Source organism: Flectobacillus rivi, assembly GCF_030056655.1.
GTDB lineage: Bacteria > Bacteroidota > Bacteroidia > Cytophagales > Spirosomataceae > Flectobacillus > Flectobacillus rivi.
In genome coordinates, this window is record NZ_JASHIE010000001.1 from 363,924 (window position 1) to 383,931 (window position 20,008).

Genomic DNA, 20,008 nt, shown 5'->3' on the forward strand with positions numbered 1-20,008 from the left:
ATTACTTATAATAAGGAATTGCTGGTTCTAATAATTTTGGATTCGAAACCGTTTCTGCCTGTGGAACAGGCAAATACAGTTGAGAGGCAGAAGAAATAGACACTCTCATACTGTTGATGGTTCCATTACCGTTATATGTCCCTCGTTCTTGGCTAGCCAACATTTGTTTGGCTTTATCAAAACCTTGACGTTGAATATCAAACCAATAATCTCCTTCAAAAGCAAATTCGACACGACGTTCCTTCAATACTTGGTCTTTGGTCAAAGACGTTACTGGTGACAAACCTGCACGGGTATGTACTTTGTTAAAAGCCTCCAAAGCAGAAGCATCTGTTGTGCTTGTTCCTGTTCCAATAGTTGCCTCAGCATAAATCAATAAGACATCTGCATAGCGTAACAAATAGGTACAAATATCCGTAGCTGTTCCGTTGACATTCTCTCCATTCGAACCTGGCCCTACGATATATTTTAGCGCATTTGAACGAGTTGGTGTTTTGATTTTAGTTGCATCGTCAGTGCTACTTGTCCAAGTAGTGTCATATTTGAAACCATTCGGGAAGTTTACATTTGTCCAATCTGTACGAGTAAATCCGTGTTCCATTACTGACCATCTACGTCTTTTATCTCCTGATTCATAAGAATTTAATACATCTATCGAAGGAATAATAGCTGACCAACCTGCGCCTGTTGTAGGCTTTAATAATGGCGCTGGACCAACATACGCTTGGATAGGGTTACCAATAGAATATCCCCCTGCTGCCAACCATTGCAACGCCACCAACGACTCAGGGTTATTATTCATTTTTGAGCTAGTGAACATTGCACCATAATCCGACACAAGGCTGTATTTCTGAGAACTCATCACTTCTGCTGCTTTTGCCTTGGCGTTGGCATAATCCTTCATATACAAATACACTTTTGACAACATCCCTTTTGCTGCATATTTGGTCACACGCCCTGCTTGATAAGAAGCATCAGGAAGATTTTGTTCGGCATATTGCAAGTCTTCTACGACAAAACGTAGCACATCTTTTTGCAAATAACGAGGTACTTTATAGTCTCCTGAATTGGCTAATGCCACTGGGTCAGAGATAATAGGCACATCGCCAAATACACGAGCCAAATAGAAATACGCCATTCCACGCATAAAACGAGCTTCGGCTACTCCTTGAGTCAAAAAGCTAGGGTCGGCAACTTGCGATTTTTTCTGTTCGAAAGTTTGAATCAAAACCGTTGCATTACCTGCCACTTTATAAAACGCATACCAAGAACGAGACACCTGCTCGTCGGTTGATTGTACTGTAAAATTGGCGAATGAGTTGTATTTGGGGTCACCTGTGTACATATTCCCACTCAATACCTCACCAATAGCATGATAGGCTTTGTCTTGCCATTCGTACCAAATTGTGTTATACAACAAACCTGTTGCTGCATTTACTTGTGCCGCCGTAGTGTAATAGGTATCCAAAGTCGGCCCATTTTGCGAAGGTCTGTCCAAAAAGTCTTCTTTACACGAAGACACCAGTCCAGAAGCGGCTAATAATAAAGCGATTATATTTTTTTTCATCTGAAAATTCAAAATTAAAATTCAAGGATTCTGAGTCTTGAATGATTCTATTAAAGAAAAAGCCACGCTTTTCTATATAAATCATCCAACATTTTAACTCTTACTAGAACTCGAAATTACCTCCAATGGTGAAAGTACGAGGGTTCGGATAGTGACCATCGTCTACGTTCATATAGCGAATATTGTTATTGAACGAACCAAGTTCTGGGTCATAACCTGTGTACTTGGTAAAAGTGTACAAGTTTTGCATGGACACATACAAGCGAGCATTGGTCAACTTCGCTTTTTTGATTAAGTCTTTTGGAAGGTTATAACCAAACGAAACATTTTGGATACGTAAGAAAGAACCATCCTCCACAAAACGGTCAGACACACGGAAGTTGTTGTTATGCCATTGGTTGTAACGAGGCAAAGTAGCATTGGTATTGGTAGAAGTGTATCTATCTAAAACCGTAGACAACTGGTTCCAGTATGGATTCGTCATACCCTCCGTCAAACGACGAGTATAATTCAAAATCTGTCCGCCTTGGCTACCATTTAAGAAAATCGAGAAATCAAATCCTTTGTAATTAAAGGTGTTTGTGATACCGTAAGTAAAATCAGGATTAGGATTTCCGATAATCGTTACGTCTTTTGAGTCAATTACACCATCGCCATTCAAATCTTTGTAGCGTACATCACCCAACCACGTACCTGTTGGTTTTACATCCAAACCTTGTTTTGCACCATCTTTATTTAAGTCTTCCATTGTACGGAACAATCCATCTGTAACATAACCATAGAAAGTTCCTACTGGGTGTCCAACCATTGTATTCGTTACCAAAACAGCATCTCCATATTCTTTGTATCCACGAATTGAGGCTGAAGCGTCATTCAATTCATTCAGGATGTTATTGTAGTGAGAGAATACAAAGTTAGTTTTCCAAGAAAATCCATTTTTCTGAATATTATAAGTCGTCACACCAATATCAATCCCTGTGTTGGTCATTTTACCAGCATTCGTCCAAGGCGAGTTAATATCATTCCAAGCCGTTCCTAATCCTGAAGAAACAGGCAATTGCGTTTGTAACAACATATTGGTTGATACTTTTTTGTACACATCCAATGTCACATCAACACGTTTATTCAACATAGAAAGGTCTACCCCACCGTTGTAAGTCACTACTGACTCCCAAGCCAAGTTTGGATTTCCTACGTTTTGTGGAATCCCCCCTGCACCATAAGGCGCCGTTGAAAACAAGCGGATATTGGTCGTATAAAGGTTGTTTCCTCCTACACCCGAATTACCTACTGCACCTACCCCAGCTCTTAGTTTGAGATAGCTAATCAAATCCCATTTTTTAGCAAATGTCTCTTCCGAAACTGTCCAACCAACCGATGCTGCTGGGAAATACCCGTAACGTTTGTTTGGTCCAAAACTAGCTGAACCATCGCGACGAAGTGAAGCACTAATAGAGTAACGATTGTTGTAAGTATAGTTGACACGACCAAAATACGATTCCATTGCCCAAGGATATTTGCCACCACTAATCGACTGAGTAGTACCACCTTCACCAGCATTTAAGGATTGTAAATTTAAGGTCAAGTTTTGGCGAGAAGCCGTTACTTGATCATAGTTAGATTCAGAAACCTCATGACCTACAACTGCATTTATCCAATGTTTTCCAAAACCTTTATTGAAAGTCAAATAGTTTTTCAAAGACCAATACAAGCTTGTACCACGGTCTTCTATCAATTTACTTGGCGAAAGAATAATCAAACCTGTGTTGTCATTGCGCACATAAGGTTGAAAAGCCGAGTTTTGACTCATGGTAAAGTCGTAGTTCAATTCGTTACGCAAATTGAGGTAATTGGTAAAATTCAATTCTGCAAAAATATTTCCAAAAGCCTTGGTTTGAATAGCTGTCACATTACGCATTTCGGCCAAAGCCACAGGGTTGTTGGGATTCCCGAAAGTTGAACCGCCAATAGAGACTACTGATGCATACTGTCCATCAAACCCACGTACTGGCGAAGCAGGGCTATTATAAAGACCCACGCTAATCACCGCATCAGAACCATCGGTTAATGTTATACGTTGATTCGAACGGGATAAATTCACGCTCACACCCGCCTTCAACCAGCTCTTTACTTGTTGATCGATACTGGCACGTAAAGCAAAACGCTCGAATTTAGAACCGATAACCGTACCTGTTTGCTCAAAATTATTTAAAGAGAAATAATACGTTGTTTTGTCTGAACCACCCGAAAACGCTAATTGGTGATTACGAATATATCCTCTTTGGAAAATAGCATTTTGCCAGTCGGTACCGCGACCTAATACTTTTGGATTTTTGAATTCGCCCAAAGTATCCAAATTGCCAGCACCACTATTACGAATTTCAGGAACTAAAGAGTTGAAATAATTGGCATATTGTTGTAAATCCATCAATTTCAAACGTCTTGGCACCTCTTGCATTCCGTAATATACATCGTAAGAAATTTTACCCTCACCACTTTTTCCTTTTTTCGTAGTAATCAAAACCACACCATTCGCAGCCAAAGCACCATAAATCGCCTGTGCAGAAGCATCTTTCAAAATATCAATTGATACAATGTCATTCGAGTTTAGCGCCGCCAATGGACTTTGCACCGACTGACCGGCCATACCGCCCAATTGGTCTTGAGACACGCTACTTCTTCCACTCAAAATTGGCACACCATCAATCACATATAGCGGTTCGTTACCATTTACACTTGTAATACCACGCACACGCACCGACACACCACCACCTGGCTGTCCACCATTACTTGTTACCGTTACACCCGCTACTTTTCCTTGCAAGGCTTGGTCTACCCCAGGAACGGGCAAGTTCTTAATGTCTTTTTCACCAATCGAAGCAATAGAAGAAGTTACTTCATTTTTCTTGGCAGTACCATAACCAATCACCACGACTTCTTGTAGATTTTTGTTGTCGGCAATCAAGGAGATATTGATAGTAGAACGACCATTGATTGCGACCTCAGTAGGTTTGTATCCAACAGACGAAAACACTAAGGTTTTACCAGAAGAAGCCACTTTGATCGCATACTCACCTTTGACATTGGTGGCAGTTCCACTCTGGACATCTTTGACCCTTACAGTTACACCGGGCAATGCCTCACCAGACTCATCGGTTACCTTACCCGAAACTGTTCGTTGTTCCTGTGCCAAAGTAGACCAAATGCTACTCAAGAACAGAAAACAAAAGAATAGTAGTTTTTTCATGTTCATTATTATCTGAGAATAAATTATTGATATTTTAACATGACAAAATTATATACCTCTACTACGAACAATATAATACTATTTTATCCAATCATAACATTAAAACTACTCTTTACGAAATCACAATAGACTTATTCTAACATAAACTTAAAAAAAACAGGACTATCAACGAAAAAACACAAATTATTATCTATTTTTGACAAGATTATTTAGCAATTGAGCTAACCATTTATCAATACTTTTTTATCTTTTTCAAACTATATTATTATCCAAATAATCTTTCTTTTTCCTTAAAATTATGACTAAAATTATCCGAGAAATTACTCCATTGACACAAAGTGATTGCTTTACCTTTTTTTCAAGGGTAAAAAAAGAGTTTAACTTTCCCCTACATACGCATGAGGAGTTTGAAATAAACTTTATCATGAATGCCAAAAATGCCAAACGCATTATTGGTGACCACTCCGACAATATTGAAGATTTAGAATTGGTATTGGTTGGTAGCAATCTCCCACACGCATGGTTCACGCATCAGTGTGAAAGCGAAGAAATTCATGAAGTGACTATCCAATTTCATCGAGATTTATTTGATGAAAAATTCTTGAAAAGAAATCAGTTAAGTTTTATCAGAACACTTTTAGAACGTTCGTCAAAAGGTATCTTGTTTTCGCCCGAAACGGCTCAAGCTTTAAAGCATCGCTTTTTGAATTTACACCAAAAAAGTGGATTTGATTCTGTTCTCGAACTGATGTCAATTTTACATGATTTGTCGATTTCGAGAAACATGCGAACACTCTCAAACACCTCATTTTCGAACGACTCACTATCCTACAACAGTCGTCGTATAGAAAAGGCGTTTGAGTATATGCAGGCCAACTATGACAAGAATATCACACTCGAAGAAATGGCAAAATTGGTCGGAATGACAGAGGTATCTTTTAGTAGATTTATCAAAAAACGTACTGGAAAAACTTTTGTGGACAGCCTCAACGAAATCAGAATTGGGCACGCCTCTCGCTTACTGATTGATACAACGCATACTATTGCTGAAATATCCTACCAAACGGGTTTCAATAATTTGTCTTATTTCAATCGTGTTTTTAAGGCTCGGAATAGCTGCACTCCCAAAGAATTTAGGGAAGATTTCTCTGGTACAAGAACCTTTATTTGATTTCGGATTGGGGATTTTTGATTGCGGATTGAAATTGTTATTTATAAGACATTACTAGTTCAAGACTAAGTCTCGGACTAGACAAGTAGCGGCAACCCTTGCGGTTGCCATGTTGTGTTGGGCAGCCGCAAGGGTTACCGCTACTGCAAAAATGCTCATGATAAGAACGTTTCTGAACAACATGAAACCCTTCGTACAGCCCTAATCTAAAATTATAGTGCTTCTCTAAGGCTTAATTTGATACTCCAATATGCTCAAAGGAGAAGACATGCCAGCTTTGGTAGGAGGAGCTTGCTGCATTAGAGATATAATTCCAGTTTGTTGGAAACGAGAAACATCGGGCTTGGGTTCGAGAATACTTAGATGATTAGTATCAATGCCAATAATTTTCCACTTCTTCCATTGGCTCTCACTCGTAGCTTTCAGAATCACCAACTCCCCTTTTTCAAAATAGATAGGGTGCGTTATTTTCTCGCTAGCTGATTGTCGATAGTAAAGGAGATACAAATGGTCATTGGCGTCAAACAAGATTTGTGGGCGTGTGCCTGCCTGAGCGATGATAAGTTTTTCGTACCATTTGCCATTAGTATCTCGCCATAAATGATAATATCCGCTAGCCTTTCTATCCCAAAACTCTCCTTCTTTAAAAGGCTTATTCGGTAATTTACTCCAATACACTACATGAATTCGCCCCTTTGAGTCTACTGCCTGCGCCTGCTGATTCATCAAAGACTGTTTACGATTAATGGTTCGAATAATCGAGTGTTTGGACGTCACATTCATCGATATATTCGAATCGGCATGGGCGATTATTTCACCACGATTATTTTTCCACGATTTTCCTTGGTCTTTACTGCATGCATATATCCAATCATGGTTTGCTCCATCAGCTTTTTCACGCCATGTAAATGTGGTATAAAGCACTCCATTTTTGTCATAATCCCAACCATTATAATAGGCATTTCGAGAACGACTATTATCTAAATCATCTTCAAAATAGCCCTCTGGACTATCAATTGCATGGCGTTCTTGCCATTGAGATTTTTGAGCTTTATAGGTTGCCATCCAAGTTTGCCCATCACCACTTTTACCTTTTCTGTAAAAAAGTTGCAGATTTCCGTTGGGCATAGACACAAAACTTGGATAGCTTACCTCCTCTATTTCTTCATCCAATTGATGCGAAAGCGGTAAAAACTGGCTTAGTTTCCAAGATGTTTTTTCAGGAAAATCTAATAAATATTTTTTCGAACGGATATAGTTAAGCGTATTATTATGATGGTCGAAAGCAATATGAAGCGTACCGTCATTGGCGCAAAAACCCAATGAAATGGTATTATGTGCATCGTCTTTACTCAGAATGTATGGAAAACGAAGGATATCTATTTTGTTAGTGCGAAGGTTTCTCCGAAAAATACAAAGCTGGCGATTAGCATTATAAAACCCTCCGTATTGAAAGCTTTTATAGGTTGCTAATGCTTCTTTTTGAAAAGCCTGCCCATTGATATTTAGTCCATAATCACCTTGAACGGTCAAGGCTTTAGCGTCTAATAAGATGGAACGAATCGGATTGAGCTTTGGCTGAGCCATGCTTTTTCCGAAAAAATTCAGAAAGAATAAAAGAAAAATACCTTTGATAAAATATTGGCGGTTAATCATCGGAATGTAAGGCTTAAGATGTACTTACAAAGTAGGTATTTTTAGTGGAAAAATAGCAAAGTCTAAACGAACTTGTGAATTAGGACTATATGGCAACCGCAAGGGTTGCAACTACACCTCAAAAAACTATGAATAAGAACTCTTTTGAACAAAATAAAATCTTAAGTACAGTCTTAATTCAAAATAGGTAATTCTTCATCGCTAATACTTCAGAATCGTGTTGAATTAATTTTATCAATTATACAAAAGTGCTACACCAAGCCAATTTTGTGCATCAGCTCAATAGGAGCTACAGTTTAGTAGTAAAGATTCATTTTCACTAAGACTTCAATATAGTCTGCTTCCTGTGGCACCTACGGCGCTCAATGAAGGTTGTCTCAAGAATTATACTACCAAACTGTCACTCCTACGGAGCTTTTAAATAAGAAAACAATGCAACTATTCTCTATTAACACAATTTACTACAAATCAAATACTTATATCCAAAACCACCAATTCAGGAGTCACACCTAATATCCATTATTTTGATAATATAAACCGCCTTCTTGCAAGGAATTTAGGAAAGTAGATGGAATTGGTTTTACCTCATTTACTCCATCTCTAAAAAATTGCCCTACATCAGGATTGGTTTCATTAAGATAAGTTCTATTGAGTTTTTTGGTTCTTTTCAAATCATAATAGCGTACATATTCACCACAGAGCTCTCTTGCTCGTTCATCAAGAATTGTTTGCACTGTCACTGTACCTGCCAATGGTGTTGCACCAGCTCTTGTACGAACTTTATTGAGGTATGTGAGCGCATTACCCACGCCACCAGCATAAACCGACGCTTCTGCCGCAATGAGATATACCTCCGCCATACGCATCATAAAGGTAGCGTTAAGATTTCCGTATCGGTTACTCGTCACGTTATTGACATAATAGTTGCTACTATTATGCTTGACCAGAGAAGGAAAAAATCCCAAATAGGGGTTTGTTACGACGGTACCTACTTCTCTATTAACTCTGGTATAGGTCATTTTTACCGAGTTTGTTTTGGAATCATATACATCGTTGTAATCAATTAACATATATTTCTGGTCTGCTTTGGTGGCAATTTTCGTGGCATATCCTGCATCATTAGGATGAAGAAAATCAATAGCGGTATTTCCTGCTACTAAATTGTCAGTAATGGTTACTTTTGAAGTTCTGTCAAAAGTTTTCAAATTGGCATCTGACCAAGTAAATGAAGGTCTATTCACCGTCCAAGTCGTTTGGAAAGACTTATGATAACGAGGATCTAATGTGCCATTATTTTGTACATATAGATTTAACAAATAATGTGTTGGCATAAACGATCCACTCGAACGACGTCCCCAAGTGGTGTAGTCCTCCAAGGTAAATTTCATAGCTGGAAAATCCGTTACGGTTCCGTAAAATAGCTCATTATTCATGTTCATTACCCAACCATTATTACTAACACCCCCAACCACAAATCGGTGAGTCCACAAAGCTTCTCTGTTATTTTGGTTATTAGATTCTTGAAAAACCTCGTCGAAGGTTGGGTACATGAAAGTATTATATTTACCCCCTCCTGATTCGCAATCATCAATCAAAGCTTTAGAAACCTCAAGCGCTTTAGCTGCGTATGCCTTTGAATCGTCATACTCGACCGTTTGCAAATAGGCGCGAGCCAAAAATCCCATCGCTGATTTTTTGGATGGAATGGTCGTCACGTTGGTAATAGGTAACCATTGTGCTGCAAACTCTAAATCTGGAATGATAATAGTTTTGTAAATTTCCAGTGGACTCACACGCTCAGGACGAGTGTTGACATCAGCAGATGGCTTGGTTGGTGCGGTCACGCCCCCAAATTGTTCTACCAAATTATAATAATACATAGCACGCAGAAAATAGGCTTGAGCTACTACGGCATTTTTTTCCTCTACTGTTTTGAAAGGTGCCATATCTGCATATTTGATAGCCAAATTGCAATAACCGATACCATCATAACAAACATTCCATACAGTATTGAGCGTATTAGTCGGAATATTTGCTGTACCACCATATTTAAAAAAGTTGACATTCGAGGTTGGACTATTTTTATTATTAGTCCATAAATCGGTGCCTGCCTCCGAAAACATCATCCATTGATTAAAGCCGTACAACTGACGCTCCATACCAAAATAACAGTTGTTGAGTAGCTTTTTGTACCCATCGACAGAGGATGCTGCCAGTGCATCTAGGGTAAATCCAGAAAGGTTTTCTTCCTCTAAAGTACAAGAGGTTAATACTCCTGACATCATGAGGGCAGGAATAGAAAGTATAGTAAAAAGTTTACGAAAATTCATAGCACAGAGAATTAAAAAGAAACATTTAGACCAAGAACAAAAGTGGCAAACAAAGGGAAGGTATCAGATCCATTTGTCTCGGGATCTGTATCTCTAATGGTTTGATCTTTGGTGATTACCAATGGATTATACACCGAAGCATACACACGTGCTTTGCTCATCAAAGCTCTTTTGCGTACATTCTCAGGAAGGGTATAGCCTAAGGTTACGGTTTTGAGTTTGAGAAAAGAGCCATCAGTATAGGTCAAAGAAGCAATTCCTGTCGTACTAGCGATACCTGGACGAGGGAAATAGGCACCTTGATTTTCGGGTGTCCAATAGTCAATTCCAGCGGGCTGACCGTCATCATTGGCACGATACCAGCCTAGTAATTTGCTTTGAATCATTTGTCCCCAACGCACCATCACAAAAGCACCTAAATCAAATCCTTTGTAGTTAAAGGTGTTGTTTACCCCCAAAAGCCATTTAGGAGCTGCGCTTCCCAAAATCATTTTATCGTAATCAGTATAGGTGTGTACACCACCGTCGCTTACGCCATTGGTGATACGCTCGTTGGTGGCAATTTTGACATATCCCGGTTTTGCGCCATACTTCAATGCCTCCTCTTCTTCACCTGTTGACCAAATTCCCAAGTATTTAAAATCGTAGTGTGATTTTACTGGATAACCTTCAAAAAGTTTTTCGGCAATGATGTCTCCATCAGGTAAGTCTACGATTTTTTCTCTGTTTCTAGTAAATGAAAAATTGCTTGTCCATTTGAATTTTGAATTACTAATATTGACCGTTCTCAAACTCACTTCGACACCTGTATTGTTGGTAATACCGATATTTTGCCAAGTTTGTAAAGGAGAGCCCCAAGCGGTAATAGCTGCGGTGATTGGCAACGTTCTCTTAAACAATAGCCCTTCGGTATTGGTATTATACCAGTCCACCGACAAGTCTATACGATTATTGAGCAACGACACATCCATTCCGAGGTTAAGGTTGTAGCTTTTTTCCCAAGTAATAGCAGGGTTTGAGAACGTTCCTACATTTTGTACATTGGGTACTAGTGCGCCATTCAAGGATACTGCCTGATAGGTGATTGCCTGTGTTTGAGAAGAATAAGCATCCATACCTCCAGAATTACCTGTAATCCCATAACCAACTCTCAGTTTGAGGTCACTCAAAATTCGTTTGGTATTAGCCATAAAAGATTCATCTGAAATACGCCAAGCGAATGCGGCAGAAGGGAAGGCACTCCATTTGTGACCAGCGGCTAAGTGAGAAACGCCATCCCAGCGATTGGTAAGTGTAAGGAGGTATTTGCCTTTATATGAATAGTTTACACGACCCGCAAAAGATAGTCTAGTCTTTTTTTGATACCCTGAACCGATACCCACTTTTTGTGTACCATTTCCGATATTATAAAATAAATAACTATCCAAATCCTGACCTTGTCCTAACGAGTTATTCGTTTCTGAACGGCTATCTGCCCATGAAGTAATACCAGTCACGGTCAGATTATGGTCATTTTTGATGGTGGTGTTATAAGTTGCGGTATTTTCCCAAATGTAACCATAACCATAAAAATTATTTAAAGTAGCCAAAGGCAAAGTATAGCCATTGGGTGGTAAGGCAGTAGACTGTTTTCCAATATAACGACCTTGGCGACTATCATTTACAGTAAAGCCAATGTTTGAACGCAAACTCAGCCCTTTCATGGGCGTAATTTCCAAGTAACCATTGAGCATTCCATACGTTGAACGGGTATTGTCAGAGTATTGATTTGGTATTTCGTCACCGAGAGGGGTTAGTTCGCCATCAATAAATTCTGGAATAATATTCCCCATCTCATCGCGAGGCGTCCCAAGTGGAAAAGCTGGAATAGATTTGGTAAAAATATTGTTGTTACGAGCATTTCTGACAGTATAATTCAAATTTAGATTTGTCCCGACTTTAGCCCAACGATTCAGGGTATGGTCTATATTCAGACGAACGCCTCCTCTGGTTTGATTTTCTCGCTCTAATATTCCACTCTCTTTGGTGTATAAAAATGAGGTATAAACCTTCGTTTTACTACCACCTGTTGTAAAAGAAAGGTTATATTTCTCTTGGGTAGCTGCCTTGTTGGTCAACTGGTCTGTCCAGTTAATCCATTTACCTTCGTTATACGCATTGAGAATATTGACATTGGTAAAAATCTGAGAAACATCATTGGGATACATCCCGTTGGTAGTTCGGTATAATTCTCGGCGATAGGTCATGTACTCTTCTCCTATCATACTTTTGGTAAAATGAGGCTGTCCGCTAATTCCATAAAAAGAATCAAAGTCAATCGTTGTCTTGCCTTCTTTTCCTTTTTTAGTAGTAATAATAATCACCCCATTTGCACCAGCAGAACCATAAATTGCAGTTGAAGACGCATCCTTCAGAACATCAATAGTCGCAATATCAGAAGGGTTGATTTGAGAATAACTGGCTTGGATACCATCGACAATATACAAAGGTGAATTGTCACCATAAACAGAACGATTACCTCTCAAAAGTACGTCTGCATCGGTTCCAACGGCTCCTGAAGTTCGGTTAATATCTGCCCCTGCAATTTTTCCTTGAAGGGCTTCCATCACATTGTTGACTGGCGTAGCAGTAATATCGGCTTCACGAATAGATACCACCGAACCTGTCAAATCTCGTTTTTTGGTAGTTCCATAACCAATCACAACGACTTCATCCAAAGCTGATACTTCTTCTTTGAGGCTAACTTGGATTTGGGTACGACCATTGGCAGGTACTTCCAAAGCACCATACCCAATCATACTAAATACCAAGGTTTCATTTCCTGTTGGTAGATTTAGTTTAAAATTTCCATTTCCATCTGTTGTCGTACCAATGGTCGTACCTTTAATCTTGACTGAAACACCGGGCAAGGCGACCCCATTTTGGTCTTTAACTGTACCTGTTATTTCTGTTTTAGTGATTTTTGCAATGGTATTTGCATGTGGGTTTGTGAGAGTAGCCGCAACACTAGATTGCGCTAAAGGGAATAAGGATGCCAAAACCATTGGTGTACAAGCGTACATCAATGATTTTCTCCTTATCTTCTTAGATAAAGTAAAAATCATAAGTAACGGAGTTTAGAATGATTAAATAGGTTATAAGTTTTAGGGTGGAAAGAAGCGTTGTTGGTTAAATTTAGAGGTACACAGATTTATAAACGCACAATTAGCTAGCGCTAACGAATGGGAGCTAGTGAAATTTGAACAGACTATATCATTTTATTTGTATGTGTACTCGCTTCTATTTGGCATAGAAGCGAGCTGTGGTAATGGTCTTATTTTCCAGAAGGCACTACGCCATTCAATGGAACTACACTATTCAGATATTCTTCGATGTTGGTATAACCATCTTTGTCACGATCAGCACTTGCATCTGTTGCATCTTTGGGATTCAAGCCTTTTTGGGTTTCCCAAGCATCAGGCATACCGTCACTATCAGTATCCTTGTATGGCTTACCTGTATAGGTTGGATAGCCCCCTACTTGACTAATATCACTTATAATACCTTGTTTGTAGCTATCAGCAGGCAATCTTCTCTTGATATATTGTCCCCCAGTAGGTGCTTGGGCATCTGGGCTATAGACAATTTTACCCGTACGAACTTCCTCTATTACACGTGTGTCCACAGGGTCACGTTTGGGAAGATTAGCTCCTACATTGGTCAACACATAATCATACGCCTCTTTTGCCGAGATCTGTGTAACCTTTGCCATAGGAAAGGGCTGATTGACGCGCATACTGTCAGTTTGATTTCCAGCGTTAGGAAGACTTTCAATCTGAATTCCACCGTCCCAATTGTCCTTGGTCACACGGTCATTGCCTTCCATGATATTTCCATTGGCATATACTTTTCCGTAAAGGCTTTTACTTTCTGGCGAACGCCCTGATTCTGGTTTGAGAATACGATAACGAATGGGCTGGTTTTCAGGAGTAATAGGACCTGGTTTGTAATAGTTGTTGATGAAGTTAAAAAACGATTTATTGTCACCTCCATCAGCCGAACGATTCCACCAGTTGAAAACTACATTATTGACAAAGCCAAAATCGCCATACATGCCAATCGAAGGATTTCTTGCCACATTATTTGCCCAAAGATTTCGCATAAAGGTACTATTCAACCCTCCGATGGTACTTCCAAAGGCATGGTTATAAGTATCTAAACATTCTGAAAAAATAGAATTTTGAATCGTAATATTTACCGTAGGTAATTTCAAAGGACTTCCTGATTCTCGGTCATATACGTGACGATACATCGACATATTTTCATCCAATCCCCAACTTGCTGACACGTGGTCAATCATAATATTACCTACCACATTACCACCTATAGCATCATCACGACGAGTAACTTTAGTCTCGCCTCTTCTAAATCGCATATAACGAATAATAACATCGTGGGTATCTATCAAAACCGATTCGCCAGCAATACAAATACCATCGCCAGGAGCCGTTTGCCCAGCAATAGTAACGTAAGGAGCACGAATAGAAATAGGAGAACTGAGACGAATAATACCTGCTACATTAAAAACGATAATCCTAGCGCCACCCTGCTCGCAGGCCTCACGGAAAGAGCCAGCACCGCTATCATTGAGATTTGTCACCACATATACTTTACCTCCACGCCCACCCATAGTGTAAGCGCCACCGCCTTCAGCACCTGGAAATGCAGGAATAGAAGCCTTGAGCAAATCCGAAGGTTTGGAAGCATTTGGGACATAGATTTTCCCTTTTTTGTGGTCTTGCTCAACTATGAGATAAGCCTTTTTCCAAGCCTCCTCTGATTTTTGTTTTGCTTCCTTTGCAGCAGCTTCTTCTTTTGCCTCTAATTCAGGCGGGATAGTTGGGTATTGCGCCATTGCGGATATACTTCCTAACAATGAAACGAACAGTACGCCTAAGCCAATTTGTTTACGCATAAGTATGATATATTTAGGGTTGAGGTGATTAAGCTATCACCTACTCGAAGTAAGACCCTACAAAATTAGGCTGTGCGTTAGGCTATACTATATATAATTTTTGCAGGAATTTATAGGTTTTTACCAGCAAACAAAACTAAACTAAATTGAGGCATAGGTTATTGATGTTTTCATTATTATTTAGTCTATGCTACTAAATAACAAAACGCCGTAAGTACAAAAGAAATCCAATAGTATTGGCTTCTTAGGCACCTACGGCGTTATCATAAAACTTTATTGGTTTGATGTATGCTTAATTAAAAAGACCCACCACCTCTTGAGAAGCCACCGCCTCCCCCAGGAGGCCCATCAAATCCTCCTCCACGGCTTTGTTGGTTTTGTTGAGAAGATTTACGCATATCTTCACGACGTTTCAAATATTTTTCATACTGCGCAGCGGTTAGCACTTCACTCATTTCATGATCTTTATCTTTCATGAGCTTTTCCATAATTTCTCTATTTTTCTGCATATCCTTTTCCGACGGTCGACCATCTTCAGAAGAGTTTCTTGCACGAGAACGCATTTGTTTTTGCATAAAATCCGTTTGTGCCAAGGCATATTTTGTCGAAATATCTGTTACGCGGTCGATTTGATCAGGATTGAGTTTGAGCTTTTTCTTCATCCACTTTACTTCCTGCTCTACCATTTTTTCTGGATCTGGTGGCTCAGGTGCTCGTCCCTCAAAATCAGGACGCATGCCACCGCCTCCACCGCCTTGAGGAGGTCCTCCGCCAAATTGGGCTGAGGTTGTCAATGAAAAACATAAAGCCGCAATAAAAGCAAAAGCACCAAGTGTTTTCTTCATCATTTTCATGGTTATTGATTGTTAGCCCACTGAGTTTTGGAGTTTATCAACCTCGACTTGCACGCTTTGTCGAGGTTTGTTGTTGAAACTCAGTAGATTGTTTTATGCTAAATCAACGCCACACTTGGCACACTATGATGATGTCTGATACACTTGGTGCTTTTTTGTATAAAAGCCTTAATAATCTGTCTATCTATTGGCTCCACTCAGTTGGAGTACGATCCCAACGATGTCCTTTTAATTCTTGTAAAAGCTGTTCAGAAAGTCCTTTTCCATCACTACAGCCCATATTGGACTCCACGTTACGGATTTTTCTCATTCCTGGAATCGTCGTAGAAATATCAGGATTGCTTAAAATAAATCGGATTGCCATTTCTGCCATACTCATACCCGCAGGAATCAATGGACGCAAAGCATCGGCATGGTCTACACTAGAATTGAGGTTTTCAGGAACAAAATAAGTAGAGCGCCAATCTTCTGCTGGGAAAACGGTTTCTTTCGTCAAATTGCCTGTCAAGGTTCCTTCATCAAACGGAACACGAGCGATTACAGCAATGTTTTTTTCACGACACAATGGCAACAAAGCATCTTCTGGATTTTGGTCGAAAATATTGTAAATCACCTGTACGGCATCAATCAAATCTGTTCTCAGGGTCTCCAAACAATTGTTCGGCTCCCAGCGGTTGACACTCACGCCCCAAGATAACACCTTGCCATCTTTAGTCAATTTGGTAATTGCTTCCTTCCATTCGTCGTGCTGTGCCCAAGCATCTTCCCACACGTGGAATTGCTGTAAGTCAATAGCCTCAACCCCAAGATTTTTCAAACTCTTTTCAGTGTATTCAACGATATAATCCGCAGGAAAAACATCAGCGATATTAAAATGTGCTTGAGAAGGCCAAATTCTATTTTTCGGTGGAATTTTAGTAGCTACGTATAATTTTTTCTCAGCATGTCTTTTGAGTGTTTTATTCAAAATCTCTTCACTCAGACCATCGCCATAAGCCCATGCCGTATCAAAAAAGTTACAGCCCATTTCAATAGACTTATCCAAAGCATTGTTTACTTCTTGTTCTTCCGAACCTGTCCAACCAGCCATGCCCCACATACCATAACCCACCTCGCTCACTTGCCAGCCTGTACGACCAAATTTTCTGTATTCCATATTCAAAGCGTTTTGATTGTATATCAATACCTCAAATTTCTTGGATTTTTACAGAGTTTATTAGAAAGTAGAAAGGTTTATTTACGAAATCGTTTTCGAAAGAGCTTGAGTAGATTCTCTAGGGATAATTTCAGATTGAAGCATAATAGACTGAAAACTCAAGGTTTTCTTTGGTTTTTCAATTTGTGTAATCAGTAGTTCTGTAGCTTTTTCGCCCATTTCTGTAGCTGGATGCTTTACCGTGGTAAGGGTGGGACTCAACACCGTAGCCAATGGAAAATCGCAGAATGACAAAACTTTCAGCTCTTGAGCAATCACCAATGCGCCCGATTTACAGGCCGACCACAAAGGCGTCACCAATTCCTCAACCGAGGCAATAACCCCATCGAAAGATTTGTCTTGTAATAATTGAAAAAAATTAGCATCCGAAATCCCCTTGGGTATTTCGACAATATGGGTTTCAGGATTAGTAATCTTTTTTTCTGAAAGAGCTTTAAGAAATCCCTGTTGTCGCAGATTTAAGGTAGAATTCGATGTTCCATTCAACAAATAACCAATTTGTCGGCAACCACTTTCCCACAGATGTTGTACCGCCTTGTAGCCCAATTCAAATTCATTCGTTACAACCTTATGAGCCTGAATCTCTTGTGGAACCCGATCGAAAAACACTAAAGGAATATCTTGAGAAAGGAGATTTTGAATATGAGAAAACTCTTGTGTTTCGAGTGCCAACGACATCAGAAGCCCGTCTATTCGTCCCAATTGCAAGCTTTCAAGAATCATTCGTTCTTTTTCAAAACTCTCATTGGACAAATAAATCAGGACATGATAGCCTTGCACACGAGCCACCGATTCGATACCCTTGATGACCGAAGCAAAAAAACTATTTCCAACTTCTGGAATAACAACAGCGATAGTTTTGCTTTTATTATTGCGCAAACCACTCGCATGAGGATTGGGTGAATATTGATATTTTGTTGCCAACTCCAATACTCTACGCTTCGTTTCGTCACTAATTTCGTGGCTATCGTTTAATGCTTTCGAAACAGTACTTGTCGCAACATTGAGTTCTTTAGCAAGGGTTTGGATGTTGATTTTGGGTTTCAAATTTTGAGTCTTTATTGATAAAAATCAAAGGTTTTCCAACCTTGTTATCCAATCGTTAAAATGTGGTGCTTTTGCTCTAATAGCCTCTAATCCGATACTTTCTGCCAATAATATACCATGTACTGTTTTTTGAAATGAATAAAAAATTAGTCCATTCAACCTATGAGAAGGAGAGGTATCTCTTCCTTCATTGATTAATTCAGGATTAGGAAATTGTTCGAGAATATTGATTAATTCATGGCGATTTTTATACTCAGCTACCTCAAATAATTGATCGAAGTAACTAATCTGGTTAAAAAGTAATCCTTCAAATTCGTGCAGAACAATATTTGGAAGGAATCTATAAGTAAAATTCTCAGGAATTACCTTAAGCATTCCTTCTTCTAAAATCCGAATCCTCTCATAAGGGTTTGATGCCAAAGCTAAAGACTCACTCCAATTGGGAAATAAATCAGGTCGATGTAAGCCATATAAGTCTATAAATGTAGTTACATAAGCATTTGTATCATTTTTTAGTGTTGCTAAAATTTGATTATAAAGCGTTCCCCAACTGACATATCCTCCACCAGATTTTTTAGTGGTAGGCAGCTCAATATAAATATTAAAATTTAATAGATGTTCTCGCAAGAGTTGAGCACAGAACTCTTGTTCTGTTTCCCCCTCACAAATAATAATTAGCCGTTTCATAAACCTTATAAATTAGGTTGAGCCTTATTAATGATATTTCTTTTCCACAACTCGTCTATGGTATATTCTTCTAGCCAACCCCTATATTTGTCAGGGTCTAACCTAGAAAAAGTCGTTTCACCATTGATATTATCAACTGCTACAATATCATCAGGCTCAAAATAGGAAATTAGGTCAGCCGATTGAGTAGCCACGATTACTTTACATTTATTGGAAGCTACTGATTGAATTAAGCCAGCCAATTTTGCAATAGCAAAAGGATGCAAACCTAATTCGGGTTCATCAATGATAATAGTACTAGGAGGATTAGGTTGCAGAAACAATACCGAAAGCGCGATAAACCTTATCGAGCCGTCAGAGAAGTCTGTAACATCATAGTTATAGTCTGAATAAATATCTTGCCAATACAAAACAACATTATTTTCAACATCAGGCTGTAAAACAAAATCTGAAAAGTGAGGTATGACACTTTTGATTGTTTTGACAATGCGCACATAAACCTTAGGATGTTCTTTTTTTATTCCATAAAGAAATGCGCCTAGGTTTTCCCCTCTATCATACAAAACGGTACTATCTTTACCTATTTTTGAAGATTGATGAAAAGGAGACCTTTCTCCTGTATCATGGAAATGATACTTTTTATAGGAAGTAATATGCTCCCTAATAAAGTCGGCTTTATCCCAATCATTATATTTTATACCCGCCTCCTTAGAATATTCTTTATACTCCAAAGTATCATTGTAATAGCATAAAGTTTCTTTAGCTATTCTAAATTTATCGGGGGGAGTTTGAACCACTTGAAAGCCATAAGCAGTACTATTACCTTCAAAGATAATCTTTGCAGAAAAGGAATCAACCGAGGGTATCCCATTATAAATAAACTTCGAAATGCCTCCTTTCAATGCCACATAAGTCTCCAGTTTTTGATTATACAGTTTATCTAATAATTCAAAAAACGAAAGAAAATTTGACTTACCAGCACCATTAGCTCCAATAAGGATATTAATTGGGCGTATATCTAATTTGGCATCTTTGATAGATTTATATCCTTTTATCTCGATTGATTCCATATTTTCAAAACATTAACACATAAGATGTTAGTCTTTACTGGATTGAAAGGAGTGCTATATTTTAATAGCGCTAATTGTTTTCTTACTTTCAAGCTACTCGATGTTTTCAAATATTAACGGACAATGGGGGAAAAAGCATTTAGCAACCAAGGTACAAATAAGGTACAACTTTATATACAAAATCGTATTTAACCACTTATTTCACATCT

Annotated in this window: 12 protein-coding genes; 1 reads left to right on the forward strand and 11 read right to left on the reverse strand. The window is 38.9% G+C overall.

From position 1 onward, the window contains the following. Position 1: 1 nt before the first annotated feature. Entirely contained in the window at positions 2-1,567 is a 1,566-nt protein-coding gene (locus QM481_RS01400) for a RagB/SusD family nutrient uptake outer membrane protein (protein ID WP_283380365.1), read from the reverse strand. Positions 1,568-1,670: 103 nt separating this feature from the next. Next, positions 1,671-4,814, reverse strand: a complete 3,144-nt coding sequence (locus QM481_RS01405; protein ID WP_283380366.1) for a SusC/RagA family TonB-linked outer membrane protein — start codon at positions 4,812-4,814, stop codon at positions 1,671-1,673. A gap of 298 nt (positions 4,815-5,112) precedes the next feature. On the opposite strand from QM481_RS01405, the gene QM481_RS01410 reads away from it, so the two are divergent. Continuing rightward, entirely contained in the window at positions 5,113-5,985 is an 873-nt protein-coding gene (locus QM481_RS01410) for a helix-turn-helix domain-containing protein (RefSeq protein WP_166549544.1), read from the forward strand. 225 nt (positions 5,986-6,210) lie between these two features. Here QM481_RS01410 and QM481_RS01415 read toward each other — a convergent pair whose 3' ends face one another. The 9 genes from QM481_RS01415 to QM481_RS01455 form a co-directional block, all read right to left on the reverse strand. Further along, on the reverse strand, positions 6,211-7,572 hold the full coding sequence (locus tag QM481_RS01415; protein ID WP_283380367.1) for a BNR repeat-containing protein: 1,362 nt from the start codon (positions 7,570-7,572) through the stop codon (positions 6,211-6,213). 578 nt (positions 7,573-8,150) lie between these two features. Then, the gene (locus QM481_RS01420; RefSeq protein WP_283380368.1) at positions 8,151-9,971 is read right to left on the reverse strand and encodes a RagB/SusD family nutrient uptake outer membrane protein; all 1,821 of its coding nucleotides are present in this window, start codon (positions 9,969-9,971) and stop codon (positions 8,151-8,153) included. A gap of 11 nt (positions 9,972-9,982) precedes the next feature. Further along, on the reverse strand, positions 9,983-13,075 hold the full coding sequence (locus tag QM481_RS01425; RefSeq protein WP_283380369.1) for a SusC/RagA family TonB-linked outer membrane protein: 3,093 nt from the start codon (positions 13,073-13,075) through the stop codon (positions 9,983-9,985). Positions 13,076-13,284: 209 nt separating this feature from the next. After that, positions 13,285-14,925, reverse strand: coding sequence for a pectate lyase family protein (locus QM481_RS01430; protein ID WP_283380370.1), 1,641 nt, complete (start codon positions 14,923-14,925; stop codon positions 13,285-13,287). A gap of 296 nt (positions 14,926-15,221) precedes the next feature. After that, positions 15,222-15,773, reverse strand: coding sequence for a DUF4890 domain-containing protein (locus QM481_RS01435; protein ID WP_283380371.1), 552 nt, complete (start codon positions 15,771-15,773; stop codon positions 15,222-15,224). A gap of 190 nt (positions 15,774-15,963) precedes the next feature. Then, positions 15,964-16,935, reverse strand: coding sequence for an aldo/keto reductase (locus QM481_RS01440; protein ID WP_283380372.1), 972 nt, complete (start codon positions 16,933-16,935; stop codon positions 15,964-15,966). An 81-nt stretch (positions 16,936-17,016) separates the two neighbouring features. Further along, the gene (locus QM481_RS01445) at positions 17,017-18,042 is read right to left on the reverse strand and encodes a LacI family DNA-binding transcriptional regulator (protein ID WP_283380373.1); all 1,026 of its coding nucleotides are present in this window, start codon (positions 18,040-18,042) and stop codon (positions 17,017-17,019) included. Between the two features lie 24 nt (positions 18,043-18,066). After that, positions 18,067-18,729: a DUF4276 family protein gene (locus QM481_RS01450; protein WP_283380374.1), complete on the reverse strand. Its 663-nt coding sequence runs from the start codon at positions 18,727-18,729 to the stop codon at positions 18,067-18,069. Positions 18,730-18,734: 5 nt separating this feature from the next. Further along, a complete protein-coding gene (locus QM481_RS01455; protein ID WP_283380375.1) occupies positions 18,735-19,799 on the reverse strand; it encodes an AAA family ATPase in 1,065 nt (354 codons plus the stop codon). Between the last annotated feature and the right edge of the window lie 209 nt (positions 19,800-20,008).